Below are 14,154 nucleotides of genomic sequence, written 5' to 3'. Positions count from 1 at the left end.
TACAAGATTTAAAATTAAAAATACATCCTATCCTATGTCAGGATTCTTAACTGCTTTTAAATTTAAAAGCGCGTAGCTCTTCTTTTTATGTTTAAGGATTATCCTTTTGAATACTCTTATCTCAGTAAAGTGTAAAAAAGGGTTTGCGTCATTACAACGCACCCCCTTTTTCGCATCTAAACTAACCTACCATCTTATCTCCAACGGGGGTCACCCACGTTATTATCTATTAATGTTTGATTTGTGACAGTAAAATCTCCTGTTGACGGATCAACAAAACCTGGATCAAGTGTCATATAGTTACTATCATCGAAAATATATTGCGAGGTATCATAAAATCCTGGAGCATTGAAGTAATTATTGTTACTAAAGCTTGGAGACTCGTCAATACCAGATCTATCGGCATAACCTTCGGATGCAGTATTTACGATTAACGTATTTCTTACGGTTACGTCATTCGATACAAACCGGACATATAACAACCTGCTACTATCTTTATTAGAACTGGCGTAAATGGTGGTGTTTTCAATAAGGATATTGGCAGTTAAACCAGTTTCATTAGACGTTCCACTGGCATCCATCCTAATAAAATCACGGTCTGGGGCAACGTTATAAAAAGTACTTGCATCAATGTGGACATTCAGAACATCTGAACTTCTAAAATCTATAAAATCCCCACCTGCAGTTAAAATGTTGTAAATAATACTGTTTTCCACAGTAAGTGTTTGTAAAATCGCACCAGTTTCATTTCCAGCAATAAACGAGCGGCCATAATCATGTATATTACTTCCACTAATAAATAAGGAATTGAAATTTCCGGCACCTGTATATCTTATTGCATCTGATAGTAATGCTGCACCTTCACCACCATTTAAATCAAGATCTATTAAGGCAACATCTGTAGCACCTCCCACGATTTCAAAATTCAAAGTCAACAAAGGCTTATCGAAGCTTCTCAAGCCTCTTATGGTAAGAGATTTATCCAAAGTTATGGTACCTGTTTGCTCGGTATAATCTCCCGGTTCCAGAACAAGAATGGCACCTTCTTCTGCATCAGCTATCATTTGCAGTAAATCATCTTCTGGAGTAACTAATATGCCATCACCTATGTCAATCCCGGTGGTAAATTCTTTTACTCCCCTTATTTGGCTTCCGTTAAGTAAAACAGCAGTATACTCAGTTTCTGAGGTAAGACCAGTCACTATAGCCACTCCGTTAGCCATTTCCTCTGCTGTAATGGTATAGGTAATATCCCCGGGACTGAGTTTAATTTCGGTAATCTCACTTCCGGGAGCCCATCTAAATGTTGCTTCTTTTGCCAGAAAATCACCGGGTTGTTCTTCAATAAAGATTTGTTCGGTTAAAGTTCGTACCGTAGTTACTGCCCAGGAGGAATCATCAAGTCCTCTCTCACTTATTGCTTTTACTCTAACAGAATATAAAGTTTCACTTTCTAAAGGCACCAGGAACGGTAATTCATCTGCATTCACCTCAACTGTTTTGACAATATTGTTGAATTGTAATGAATCATTAGAAAACTCCACTATATAACTATTTGCATCTCCGTTTAGGGTCCAGTTCAACTCTACATTTACCTGATTCCTTACGAACGCCTTTAAATTTACTGGAGCAAATTCCCGGCTTACCGGAAGCTCTTCGATTAGCTCTTTATCATAATCACAGGCCGTAATAGTAACTGCAACCAGGAGAGCTATTAGTAGACTTTTAAAGATATCTTTTACTTTCATAATTTATAAATTGATTCTGTTTCTTGGGTTCTAGTACCCGTAATCGTTCACCAATTGACCATTACTCGCATCAATGAAAACCTGCCATATGGGCCAAAATTGTCTGTTATCTGGATCAACTCCCGGCTTGTACAACGAGTTAATTATTTCATCCAGGGGCTGGTTCCATGAATAGGAAGTATATTCTGGCCCCGGGTTACCCGTCTCACCTCTGTTTAACCCATAAACATCCAGAGTTATACCGTCTTCTTTGTATTTGAAATACAGGGTGGTTGGTACATTTACGTAATCACCAGTCCTGTTGGCAAGATTTTCTAACTCCTGTCTTTCTTCATCAAGCTTTTCACCTAAAAGGTTCCAACGGATAAGGTCCATTTTACGATCCATTTCCCCTGTAAATTCATACTTGTATTCTTCAACAATAGCATTGAACATTGCTTCTTTAGAACCAAGGCCATCGACATAGGCATCTACTTTTTCTGCATGTACTTCGGAAGGAAATGCCCTGCGTCGAATCTCTTTAAGATATGGCGCTGCGGCTCCCGGGCCTTCCAGTTCATTTGCTGCTTCGGCTGCAGTTAGAAGAACTTCAGCATATCGCATATAAATAAAGTTTACTCCATCATCATTTGTAGAAGTTACTTTACGATCCATCCATTCATATCGATACTTTCCGAAGTACCACCTGTTTATACCCGTGAGTTCTTGTTTAGCAATACCATCTACTGCAGCACCCCACTCAAAGGGTACAGCCGAAACATCTCTACGAGTATCGCCTTCATCAAAATCATAATATATTGTTGGCGTAGGCCCGGCATTACCACCTCGCGGTTGCTCTGTAAACTGGTCTACAGTGTTATGAGGCACAGCAAATGAAAATAACACCCTGCCACGACCATCGGCGAAAGGTATTTCCCAAAGAGATTCTCCACCCGCATTGGTGTCTTCACTATTGTACTTCCTCCAGAAGCCTTCAAAAGATGGTTCAAGATGTGCCCTTCCACTGTTTATAACAGCACGGGCTTCTTCAAGAGCCAGACGATACATTTTCTCAACAGAGAGATCTGGATCATTGCTTCTTCTCACCCCATCAGGATATTGTTGATATCCGGCAGCTACCAAAGCAAGACGAGCCCTGAATCCTTTTACAAAAGCCTTATTTATACGTTCTACGGAAGAGGTTGTAGCATTTTCATTTGGCCATGCAACTAAAGTTGCTGCTTCTCCAAGATCTGCAATAAGTTTCTTGTATATGGTATCGCGACTGGTTTTTGGTAAGTATAGTGTCTCTGAAGAAATTGGCTCAAAACGAGCAGGAACATCTCCCCAGGTTTTCATAAGATCTGCATAATAAATTGCTCTATATGTTAGTGCCGCTCCTAAAAGTTGACCAAAAGCATTCCCGGGTTCAGGATTTCCAAAGAGACGAAGATTTTCTATAGCTATGTTTGCTCTCTCAATCCCCTGGTACATCATAGCCCAGGCATTATTATCTGTATTCATCCTGGAATTGCTGGGCTTGGCATCATAATACAACAAGTCGGCATCCGAACCTTCACTTCCAGAACTGTAGTTGTACTCAACATCAGTATTAAACCCGTAGTAAGGAATCCATCTTCCCCTATAGGAGTTAGTCTGTCCCATGGGTTCAAGAATGCCATCCACAGCTCCCTTCGCTAAATCAAGCGTAGAAAAAATAGTCGATTTATCGAGTGTTGAATTTGCAGGTGCTTCCAGGAAGTCTTCATCCAGAAAATCATCCTCGCAAGAAACCACCACGAATATTAGAAGCAATACCGAAAAGATTTTAAATAAGTTTTTCATTTTCAAGTAATTTTTTTTTAAAAATTAAGGTTTAAACCAAATACCACTTGCCTACTTCTTGGAAATGGAGAATAATCTACTCCTGGTGTAAGTGGCGTTTTTCTTCTGGTAGAAACCTCAGGATCAAGACCAGAATAGTTGGTAAGAACAAACACATTATTTGCAGTTGCATACACTCTTAATTTGGTCAAATTAGCTTTTGCTACAAGAGACTCAGGCAAGGTGTAACCTAATGTAAGTGTATTCAATCTCAGGAATGAACCATCTTCCACTGCCCAATCACTAAATACATAATTACGCATGTAAGGCGACCACATAGTTGTGTTAGCATTGGCAGCTGCCAGTTCTTCAGGGTCGCTTATAAGCTGGCCGGTTTCAGGATTAAGATTCGTCCACCTGTTACCATCTGCCATTACAGTACTTAGATTTCTGTATTGACCACTTTCACTAGCAGTTGTAAACTGAATTTTATTAGCATTATATACATCATTCCCTACGCTAAAGTTGAAGGCTGCAGAAAAATCAAATCCGTAAGCATAAGCATCTATGACAAACCCTCCTGTGAAATCGGGATTTGCATCACCTATAATAGAATTATCTTCAATATTCACTACGCCATCTCCATTTATATCTTTTAGTTTTAAGGATCCCGGCATTAACTCCCCTACAATATCTGTAGCATCTACTACATCAGATTTAAGAGTGTAAGAATTAAGTTCAGGGTCATAATTAAAATCTGACACTTCATAGCGACCATCATTCTTAAAACCATACATGGCTCCAACCGGATGTCCTACCCAAACAGCATAATCCCCATTAGAAATCTCTGAAGAAGCCCAACCAGAATAATCCTGGTAATCTTCTAAAGTACCCAAGGAGTTAATCTTGTTCTTATTGGCCGACATATTCAAGCCAAAACTCAATCCATAATTCTCCTCTGCTAGCGGATAAAAATTTAAAGACCCCTCGACCCCGGTGTTCTGAATCTCCCCAAGGTTTCGGTATTGAAATTCATATCCTGAACCCGGTGTTCTAAAAGCAAGTAATAGATCTGTGGTCACATTTTTATAGGTCTCCACACTACCTTGTAGTAGCCCCTTCATAATTTCGAAATCAATACCTGCATTCTGTGTCACAGTAGTCTCCCATTTCAAATCAGGATTAGCCAAAGCGTTGGAAGCCGCCCAGTATGTGGGGATGCCATTAATATAAGTGGTGGTTTTTGACTGGAAGCTCTGTACCGTTTGACCAGCGGGAATATTATTATTTCCTGCCTCACCATAACTTAATCTTAATTTTAGAGCATCCAGCCATTCTACGTCTTGCAGGAAGTCTTCTTCATTTATTTTCCAGGCTACTGCGGCAGATGGAAAATACCCCCATCGGTTATCGCCCAAAAATTTACTTGATCCATCAGCCCGGAAAGTTGCAGTAAGTAAATATTTACTTCTGAAATCATAATTTACACGACCAAAGAAGGACAAAAGCTTGTCATCAGGTCGGTAGAAATTGTCCACGCTTTGTGGAATACCCTGGGTAGTTAATTTTCTTGTTGTCTCAAAATCAAAATCTTTAGGGAATCCCTGAATTTCAGCCGTTTCTTCATTATCCTTGGTTAGAATCATTTCCTGCCCTACCAATAATTTGAGATTATGATCTTCTCCAAGATGTTTGTTAAAGTCATAGTTAATGGTGTTGGCATTCCTAAAGCTTTCACGCTTTCGATCGCTATAGACCAACGATGGCAATCCCTGGTTGTCGGCAGATGGTCTATTTCTTGCGTAATAAGTAGACCTACCATAATAGCGGTAGTCTTGCTCAATACGATAATCAAGACCAAAGTCAGATTGAAATCTTAGATTATCCATAATATCCCATCCAAAACTTCCAAGCATATTATAACTCCTTCTTAGTTGCTGTCTTTGGTTATCGGCAGTAGCTACAAAAGGATTAACCAAATACCCTGTCAGGGCCTCATCGGTGTTAGTTGTAGTAAGACCAGAAATAGGTATTGGAGAATATTGAACACTATACTTAAGTCTTGAATCTGCAGAGGACACTTCATTTTGCTCATTGGTTCCTCCACCATCAATCTCAGTATCTGAATATCTTACTGTAAAAGACAAGTCTACCTTTTCACCTGCCTGGCTCTTAAGTGCCAGTGACAGGTTATCTCTTGTATAAGCTGAACCCAACATTATAGTATTTACATCATAATGGGCATAATTAAAGCTGTAGTTGGCTTTCTCAGACCCACCTCTAATAGAGATATCATGACTTTGAACTTCACCCATGTTTCCATAGACTTGTTTTTGCCAGTTATTTCCTTCCTGGCCCACATATAGGTCGTAATCCTGCCAAAGACCAAAAAGCTGCTCATAGGAGTCAAGGTTCTCTGGATCATCTAGTAAAGCATATTCATATTGCCACTTAACGAAATCTTCCGGACTCAAAACATCAATGGTATTAGCAATTTTTTGAAAACCATGAAAAGCATTTACACTCACATTGATCTTCCCATTAACCCCATCTTTGGTAGTTATGATAATAACCCCGTTAGCCCCTCTGGACCCATAAATAGCTGTAGATGATGCATCTTTTAAGACCGAAATACTGGAAATATCGGTCGGGCTGATATCAGACATACTGGCCACAGGAAATCCATCTACAATAATTAAAGGAGAACTATCCTGTGTTAATGAACCATTACCTCGTATTCGAATATTAATTTCGGCATCTGGTGAACCTTCGGTAGCGAGCACCTGTACCCCGGGAAGTCTCCCTGTAAGGGTTTCAGCCACACTAGCCCTGGCCTGTTCATCTAGTTTTTCTCCGGAGATGGAAGCCACTGACCCTGTTAAATCTGATCTTCTGGTAGTACCATAACCTACTACTACAACTTCATCTAAAGCATTTTGATCCAACTCAAGTGCCGCATCAATGGTAGTTCTACTGTCTACTTTAACTTCGAGAGGGGCAAACCCCACGTAACTGAATATTAAAACAGCATTAGGACTCGAAACTGTAATAGAAAACTCACCGTCAAAATTTGTCATAGTTCCGTTAGAAGTTCCTTTTTCAAGAATATTGACACCAGGAAGAGGTTCCTGAGTTGCTGCATCAACTACAGTTCCATTCACAGTAGTTGTATTCTGAGACTGCGCATCAACTCCTAGCAGCAGGAGAAACCCGCAAACCAAAAGAAACTCCTTAGAGAAAAGACTAAATAATTTCATACTCATAATTCTGGACTAAAATTGGTTAATCATTTAATAGTTCTGGTTAAGCTATCCGTCATTCAAAGGAAATTGCAACTAAATCGTTTTCGTTATTTCTATTGAATATTCCCAGCCATTTGAGAAAAAACAACATCAAAAAACTGGAGTTCTTATCATTTAGTTAATGAGCTTCCTTATTATTTTAATATTTGATAATTAAAACAGATTTATAAGCTCTTTTCCACAATGTAATCGATTACACAAACCTAGAGAAAAGAATCAATAAAAGCAATTTTTACATAAATAAAATTAATAGAAATTTAATACAGATGTAAAACCAGTGTTAAAAAATGTGGGGATTAATCGACTTAGAGCGATTTTAAGTCAGGGAACAATACCACAAATCGATAAAGAGGAAATACTTTTATGCAATCGATTGCCTTAAATAAAATGAGGGAAAGTGCGAGAAATAAAATGTAAAAACATTCATATGACAGGTCGGTGCCTCATCATTCACTATTAAAGAAAGTGCAGGGAATTAAAATTATACTTCAGCAATTATATCAAGGAACAGGCTCTCAAAAAAGTCATTTTTGAGCACCTGCTGAAGGTCTTCCAGATATACTACTGCTATAAGTTGCACTAGTGTGGAAAATTTTTAAATCAGAAAGCTTTTAAGACCTTTTCTAACTCCGATCGTCTCAACTTCAGGAAGAGCTTTTCGTCTTTTAAGGAAGCTCAATGGAACTTTAGAAACTGTTATTTTTGATGATAAGACAGAACTTCATTCTTTTTTAGAAATAACCTTCCTTACCGCTTCATAAATTCTGTGCTTTGCAGCACCATAAGGTCTAAAAGCTGTAGCTCGTTTTCTTTTTCTAATAGTGCGTGAGATACCCCTTTTTTGTGCAGATAGGCAATAAAAGCCAGGATCTCTTCCTTATCGATCTTTAAGACCTCCTGAAAAAATTCGTGGTCATACCGGTTCAGCAACTCCCGCTCAAGCAGGTCATAACCTGCCCTTGCTCTTCGTATTTCCTGAGACCTGTCTTTTGGAGCCGGAGCTACAAGATCTACAAGGCCGCCAATGATCTTTATTGGCTGAAAACCATATTCCATATTTGCCGACATTCCCGGATTTGTAACACCTGTCTGGGCATCGGGTGAAAAGGTGTAATCCATACCCATGATTTCCGCGGCAGACCAGGTGGGAAGGTCTAGCTCTAAAACGGGAATGTTTTTAAGATCTGCTGCAAGGTTTCCGGTGAGGTTATGAGGCTTTATTACTACTTCTGCAAGTTCATTAATATCTTCGGTAATCTCTACCTGCAAAATTTGCGTACTTACCATATTCTTATCAACTACCACCAGAAGATCTCTATATTGTACAGCCGAAATGTAAAGAGAATCATTTAAGCCCGCACTAATCGTAAAATCTCCATTCCTGTTAGAAACACTACCTTTCCCGGTGGTTTTGTTGTAGATCGAAATTCCCTGCGCGTCAGCTTCCGCAGGTACTTTTATGCTTCCCTTAATTTCGACTTCCCCTATAGATTGAGCAGCAGCCGTAAACGAGGTGAAAAGCAAAATAAAAATGTAGATATGCTTCATATTATAAATAACGACCAAATTCAGGCATAATTACATCAAATGCGTAATAATTAAAGAAAAATATTAAAACTCACCTCTCAAAAATGTCAATTTTACTGGGTGTTTTTTCTTAACTCTTAATCTTCAGAAGGAGAATTCGCCTTCTGCTGTTTGTATTTCTGGCTTTGCGCTACTAGAAACTCTATTAGCAACATCTCATTCTTTGGTTTCAGCATTTCTTCCGTAATGCCATTATCTGCAGCAAAATAAATGAAATCTGATATATCCTCTTCCGGGATATTAAGCTGATCCTGGAAAAATTCATCATCATGAAGTTGAAGAATTTGCTCATCAAGGTCGTCATCACCGCCCACCGTTGTCGTGACATCACGAGAGGTGAAAATATTCCTAAAGATGTTGGCAAAATTCATTCCGCTGTAAATCATCCCACTACGCATAGCTGCATTGGGAGGAGAAACCAGTGAATCGGGTCGAAAAGTGTGATTATACGGATTAATTTCTGCAGCAGATTTTGTAGGGAGATCGGTCGATACCACAGGAATAATCTTTACATCTACCTCTACATTTCCTGAAAGATCATACGGGCTCACTACAACTTCCGGTAGTTCGGTTACTGCTTCAGAAATAAAAACGTTGAGCTGCCGGTTCTCTACAACGCCTTCATCTACCACTACTGAAAAATCCTGAAATTGAAGTGCCGAGAACTGTAAGGTATCTCCGGCCACCACTCTTATGGTAAAATTCCCCCGATCATTTACCACCGTGGCACTTTTGGCCGTGCGGTTCACTACGGTAATACCCTGGGGCGTCTCCCCTACCGGCGGGGTTACACTACCATTGATCTGCACTCTGTCCTGAGACAAAACTGTGAAGGAAATAAAGAAAACAATACAGGATAATAAAGATTTCATAATGCTGATTTTCTTAAAGGAACAAAATCTATTCTTTATAAAAATTTAATTCCCGACTAAACTTTCGTTAAATATCCTTCAACCCAAAATATATATTCATTAGCCTCTGAAGCCTTGTTCAAGCCATTTTATTTACCATCTTAACCTGCTTTCTCTTCAGAATTGGCCAAATTTTAGAATCTCCCTGTGTCATATTTTTTAATTTTACATCAATTACTAAACAAGCCGCATGAAAAATCTTATTCTTGCCAGTACTTCTACCCTGCACAACCAGGAATATCTTGAATATTTACTGCCCCTCCTAAAAAGCCATTTTAGAGACTGCAGCAACATTCTGTTTATTCCCTATGCCCGCCCCGGCGGAATCTCTCATGAAGATTACACTGCAACTGCACAAAAAGCTTTTGAAAAAGCAGGCCTTAAGATTAAAGGCATCCACGAATTTGATTCTCCGCATGAGGCTGTGAAACAGGCTGACGGATTTTTTACCGGTGGAGGCAATACCTTTCTCCTTGTACAACAGCTCTACAGGCACGATTTGCTTGCTGTACTTAAAGAGGCTGTAAACCACGGAAAACCTTACCTGGGTACCAGTGCCGGGACTAATATTGCCGGGCTCACAATGAAAACTACCAATGATATGCCTATTGTGTACCCGCCATCCTTTAATACCCTTGGGCTCGTGCCTTTCAATATCAATCCGCACTACCTGGATCCCGATCCTAAATCAACCCACAAAGGGGAAACCCGCGAAACACGTATCATGGAATTTCACCGTCACAATACACCACCGGTAATAGGCCTTCGCGAAGGGAGCTGGCTGGAAGTAAAAGGAAAAGACATTAAGCTTAAAGGAACACTTACCGCCCGAATTTTTGAAGCCGATAAAGAGCCCTTTGAAGTAGAACCGGAAACAGTGCTGAATGACCTCAACTAGCGTAGATTACCAAAAGATCCTCAACCAGATCAACCAGGAATTTATAGACCAGCCACGGTCGGGCAAAGTGGCATCTTACATCCCCGAACTGGCCAAGGTGCCATCGAACAAATTTGGCATGCACCTCTATGATCTTGACGGAAGTAACTATTGCTTTGGCGACAGCCAGGAACGCTTTTCTATCCAGTCAATTTCCAAGGTTTTCACCCTCTCCCTTGCCATGAAAGTCATGGGAGATAAGCTGTGGAACCGGGTGGGCGTTGAACCTTCGGGAGACCCTTTTAACTCTCTTTCGCAGCTCGAGAACGATTCGGGTATTCCCCGGAATCCTTTTATAAACGCGGGAGCGCTTGTAGTAGCCGATGTACTGGTATCTTCCTTTAGTAATGCCAAGGCTGCACTCCTCACCTTTCTTCATGAAATAACCGGAAACCCCCAAATTGATTTTGATCCCGTGGTGGCCGCCTCCGAGCAGTCTAAAGGTTACCGTAACTACGCCATGGTTAACTACCTAAAATCTTTCGGAAATATTGAGAACGATGTAGAAGATGTGCTCGATTTCTATTTTCACCAGTGCTCTATCGCCATGTCTTGCCAGGAACTGGCTAATGCTTTTATTATTTTCGCAAATAACGGTACAACCATAGGCTCTGAAAGAGAGTTTCTCACCGGCCGACAGGTAAAAAGGGTTAATGCGCTCATGCAAACCTGCGGATTTTACGATGAAGCCGGGGAATTTAGTTTTGAAGTGGGCCTGCCGGGAAAAAGTGGCGTGGGCGGCGGCATAGTTGCTGTTCACCCCGACAGGTTTGCAGTGGCAGTATGGAGTCCGCCGTTGAACCCCAAAGGAAATTCAGCGTTGGGAATGGCTTCCCTCGAACGCCTCACTACCCTCACCGGATTTTCAATCTTTTGATATTTCTGAAAGTCAGATTGATCCTTGGCTCCTTAATTCTTTTTGACTTCGGAAGGCTGTGCAACCAGTTTTTCTGAGTATCTCCGGTCATAAGCAGAAGGCTGCCCGGTTCAAGCTGAAGTTCTATTTTTTCGGCTGAAGTTTTGTGCTTAAAAACAAATCTACGTTCAACACCCAGGCTTACAGAAGCTATTGCCGGCTGCTTTCCCAACTCTGCTTCTGCATCACTGTGCCATGACATTCCCTCTTCCCCGCTGTGGTAGAGATTGAGCAGGCACGAATTGAACTCCAGGCCCGTCACCTCCTCTACCCTTTTTCGCAATTCTAATAACTCCGGGATCCAGAGCTTTGCTTTTTTTGTCATTTTTGAATAGGTGTACTCAAATTCGCGGTCGCCATACCAGGCAGTCTTTCGGGCGGTAACAATTTTCTTCCCAAAGATCATAACCTCATCATGCTGCCACGCCACCTCATCCAGCAAATTATTGAAAAAACGCTGCTCTTCACTTTCGTTAAGTATTTTTCCGAAGTAGTAACTTTTCCCATCACTGGGTAATATATTTGGAGGATAAGCAGTCTGCATCACTTTTAAGTTTATAATTAAAAGGTGTTACTGCTGAAGTTAAAAAAAATTCCTGAAGTCCCAATATTAGCTCAGAAGGAAGAGATTTCCATCTCCATCTCGTACTGGTTTACGGGATTCGAAAAATGCCATTTTTGAAGGGTATTTATCAGGCTCTCTCTTGCGGCACTTACATTTTTCAGCTTAACTTCTTTTGCTAACCAGCCTGCAGCAGTCAGAAGCTCGGGGTAATTATCTCTTTTTGAAAACAATTGAATGATATTCCCGCCATTATCGATCACCAGGTAAGCTTCAGGAGAGTCGGGATCTCCTAAACACCAGGTTTGAACCCGGTTTTGCATCAATGCTACAGCTTTGGCCGTATGGTCCCAGGAATAAAGCGCTTCCTCATAAAGCCCACTCTGAATTACCTGCGAAAAATGACATTTTTGAAGGGTAATTTCCGAAGAAGTTTCAGGAAGAGATCCGGTAAAGCTGCGGAGTTGTCGGGTAATCTCGAAGCCTATGCGGTTATACACTTTTAAAGCCCTTTCATTCTCACAGATCACTTCCAGCAGACATTTTTCAACTCCGTGAACCTTTAAAACAGGAATAGCGTGTTCATAAAGTTGATCTACGATTGCCCTTCCGCGGTAATTAGCTAGCACTCCTGTGCCGGTGTTATATGCTGTAAGTGACTCCCGGTGTTGATCCACACAATTTATAATATAGCCCACCAGCTCATCTTCATCAAACATTCCAAAGGAGAGCTCCCAGTTTACACGGGCAATGGTGAATCGCTCCCACCAGTAGTTAGGATCTTCGGGCAGTTTTATAAAATAACCTTCAAAAGCAGAAAGAAAGCAGGAAAGCACATTTTCAAAGGGAACGCCGGCTAGATTTTTTATCTTCATGGATCATTCTAAAAAAGGTTTAAAATTAAACGAATCCATTATTTAATCAATCTATCATTTCCGGGATTCGTAAAAAGGGAAGTCTGTTGAAGAATTATACTAAACCCTTTAGATGAGATGGCGTTCATTCGTAACCTAACGAGGGAATTTCCGAAGCTTCGGAAGTTGGCGCGGATTTGTAATCCGTGCAGCAGCAAAAAAACCCCCGACTTTCGTCGAGGCTTTGAGCGGGAGACCGGGTTCCCCTCGACGGAGTTTATCCCGAGCCTGACGAGGGGCTCGGGATAGGCTTCTCACCCAATCTCCCGCAAAAAAAAAGCCCCGACTGTCGTCGAGGCTTTGAGCGGGAGACCGGGTTCGAACCGGCGACATTCAGCTTGGAAGGCTGACGCTCTACCAACTGAGCTACTCCCGCGTTGATATTGCTCTGCAAATATATATCGAAAGTTTTTATTGCTCAAGAAAAATTTACAGCTTTTTTAAAAAGTGATACCCTTTGATTTCATAACCTTCATTGAGGTAAAACTTATGACTTCGGTAGTTTTGAACGTAACTGTTTAATTCTGAAGTTTCACAGCCTTTTTCGGTCGCGTATTTATAGATAAATTCAAATAAACTTTTTCCTACGCCTTTGCTTCGGTATTCTTCCTTAATAAAAATATGATCGGGTTCACAAGAACGCCCCGCATAATGCCGCGTCATAAACCACAACCCAAATACACCCACCGTTTGCTCATCATGTGTGATCTTAAAGCATTCGTAATTTTGATCAAACATTTCAGAAAACCTTTGGGTAAGGATCTCGTTTGAAAATTGCTGCCCCATTAACTCCTGTACCATAGGCAGGATATGCGGAATTTCTTCCTTTAAAATCTTGTTAAATGCAAGGTTCATCCCCATCTTTTCTGCAAAAATAGTCATATTTTTAGCTACCAATCATTTAAAAAACACAATGAAAGACACAGATAAACCCGGAAAAATTCAGGACCGCATAGAACAGTCCCTACTCAACGAACGCAAAATTTTTCTTTGGGGCACAGTGAACGAGAAAACTGCAAAACATGTTATTGAAAGAATGATGTACCTGGATGCCACGGGAGATGATGAAATACAATTCTATATAAGCAGTCCGGGAGGATACGTAACATCGGGCTTTGCAATCTATGATACGATGCTGAGCCTCAACAGCCCGGTTTCTACCATTTGTACAGGCCTGGCCGCATCTATGGCATCAATCCTACTTTCGGCCGGGGCTAAAGGACGAAGATTCATTCAGCCGCACGCCAAGGTGATGATCCACCAGCCAAGCGGAGGTGCGCAGGGGCAGGCTTCCAATATTGAAATTCAGGCTGCCGAAATATTAAAGATCAAAGAACAAAGCGCTCAAATTCTTGCCGACAATTGCGGCCAGCCTTATGAACGCATTTATAAAGACTTCAACCGTGACTACTGGATGAATGCATCAGAATCTGTAGACTACGGAATTGTAGACGAAATAATTCAAAAAGGATAA

11 protein-coding genes and 1 tRNA gene are annotated in these 14,154 nt (G+C 40.8%); 3 read left to right on the top strand and 9 right to left on the bottom strand.

From position 1 onward, the window contains the following. Positions 1-194: 194 nt before the first annotated feature. From OQ279_RS08640 to OQ279_RS08620, 5 genes are all read right to left on the bottom strand, one after another. The gene (locus OQ279_RS08640; protein WP_266069494.1) at positions 195-1,748 is read right to left on the bottom strand and encodes a DUF5123 domain-containing protein; all 1,554 of its coding nucleotides are present in this window, start codon (positions 1,746-1,748) and stop codon (positions 195-197) included. 30 nt (positions 1,749-1,778) lie between these two features. Continuing rightward, positions 1,779-3,572 (bottom strand): RagB/SusD family nutrient uptake outer membrane protein, encoded by a 1,794-nt coding sequence (locus tag OQ279_RS08635; protein WP_266069492.1) that lies wholly within the window; start codon positions 3,570-3,572, stop codon positions 1,779-1,781. A 17-nt stretch (positions 3,573-3,589) separates the two neighbouring features. After that, positions 3,590-6,808: a SusC/RagA family TonB-linked outer membrane protein gene (locus OQ279_RS08630; protein WP_266069491.1), complete on the bottom strand. Its 3,219-nt coding sequence runs from the start codon at positions 6,806-6,808 to the stop codon at positions 3,590-3,592. A 792-nt stretch (positions 6,809-7,600) separates the two neighbouring features. Beyond that, on the bottom strand, positions 7,601-8,401 hold the full coding sequence (locus tag OQ279_RS08625) for a BamP family beta-assembly machinery protein (RefSeq protein ID WP_266069490.1): 801 nt from the start codon (positions 8,399-8,401) through the stop codon (positions 7,601-7,603). A gap of 116 nt (positions 8,402-8,517) precedes the next feature. Then, complete coding sequence (locus OQ279_RS08620) at positions 8,518-9,312, bottom strand: BamP family beta-assembly machinery protein (RefSeq protein WP_266069488.1); 795 nt, start codon at positions 9,310-9,312, stop codon at positions 8,518-8,520. Between the two features lie 229 nt (positions 9,313-9,541). Between OQ279_RS08620 and pepE the strand changes: the two genes are divergently transcribed. Together pepE and OQ279_RS08610 are read left to right on the top strand one after the other, a co-directional pair. Continuing rightward, positions 9,542-10,249, top strand: coding sequence for a dipeptidase PepE (gene pepE, locus OQ279_RS08615; RefSeq protein WP_266069487.1), 708 nt, complete (start codon positions 9,542-9,544; stop codon positions 10,247-10,249). After that, entirely contained in the window at positions 10,236-11,165 is a 930-nt protein-coding gene (locus tag OQ279_RS08610; protein ID WP_266069486.1) for a glutaminase, read from the top strand. The genes pepE and OQ279_RS08610 overlap by 14 nt, the downstream gene beginning before the upstream one ends. On the opposite strand, the gene OQ279_RS08605 is transcribed toward OQ279_RS08610, so the two are convergent. The 4 genes from OQ279_RS08605 to OQ279_RS08590 form a co-directional block, all read right to left on the bottom strand. Beyond that, positions 11,143-11,748, bottom strand: a complete 606-nt coding sequence (locus tag OQ279_RS08605) for an alpha-ketoglutarate-dependent dioxygenase AlkB family protein (protein ID WP_266069485.1) — start codon at positions 11,746-11,748, stop codon at positions 11,143-11,145. The two genes, OQ279_RS08610 and OQ279_RS08605, sit on opposite strands and share 23 nt — an antisense overlap. Before the next feature lie 71 nt (positions 11,749-11,819). After that, entirely contained in the window at positions 11,820-12,641 is an 822-nt protein-coding gene (locus OQ279_RS08600) for a GNAT family N-acetyltransferase (RefSeq protein ID WP_266069484.1), read from the bottom strand. 342 nt (positions 12,642-12,983) lie between these two features. Next, positions 12,984-13,056 (bottom strand) — tRNA-Gly (locus OQ279_RS08595). Between the two features lie 53 nt (positions 13,057-13,109). Then, the gene (locus OQ279_RS08590) at positions 13,110-13,562 is read right to left on the bottom strand and encodes a GNAT family N-acetyltransferase (protein ID WP_266069483.1); all 453 of its coding nucleotides are present in this window, start codon (positions 13,560-13,562) and stop codon (positions 13,110-13,112) included. Between the two features lie 31 nt (positions 13,563-13,593). Between OQ279_RS08590 and OQ279_RS08585 the strand changes: the two genes are divergently transcribed. Further along, a complete protein-coding gene (locus tag OQ279_RS08585; protein ID WP_266069482.1) occupies positions 13,594-14,154 on the top strand; it encodes a ClpP family protease in 561 nt (186 codons plus the stop codon).

Origin of the sequence: Salinimicrobium profundisediminis, assembly GCF_026241755.1 — a bacterium.
In the GTDB taxonomy this organism is placed as follows: domain Bacteria; phylum Bacteroidota; class Bacteroidia; order Flavobacteriales; family Flavobacteriaceae; genus Salinimicrobium; species Salinimicrobium profundisediminis.
This window is presented reverse-complemented; position numbering and strand designations above follow the sequence as displayed.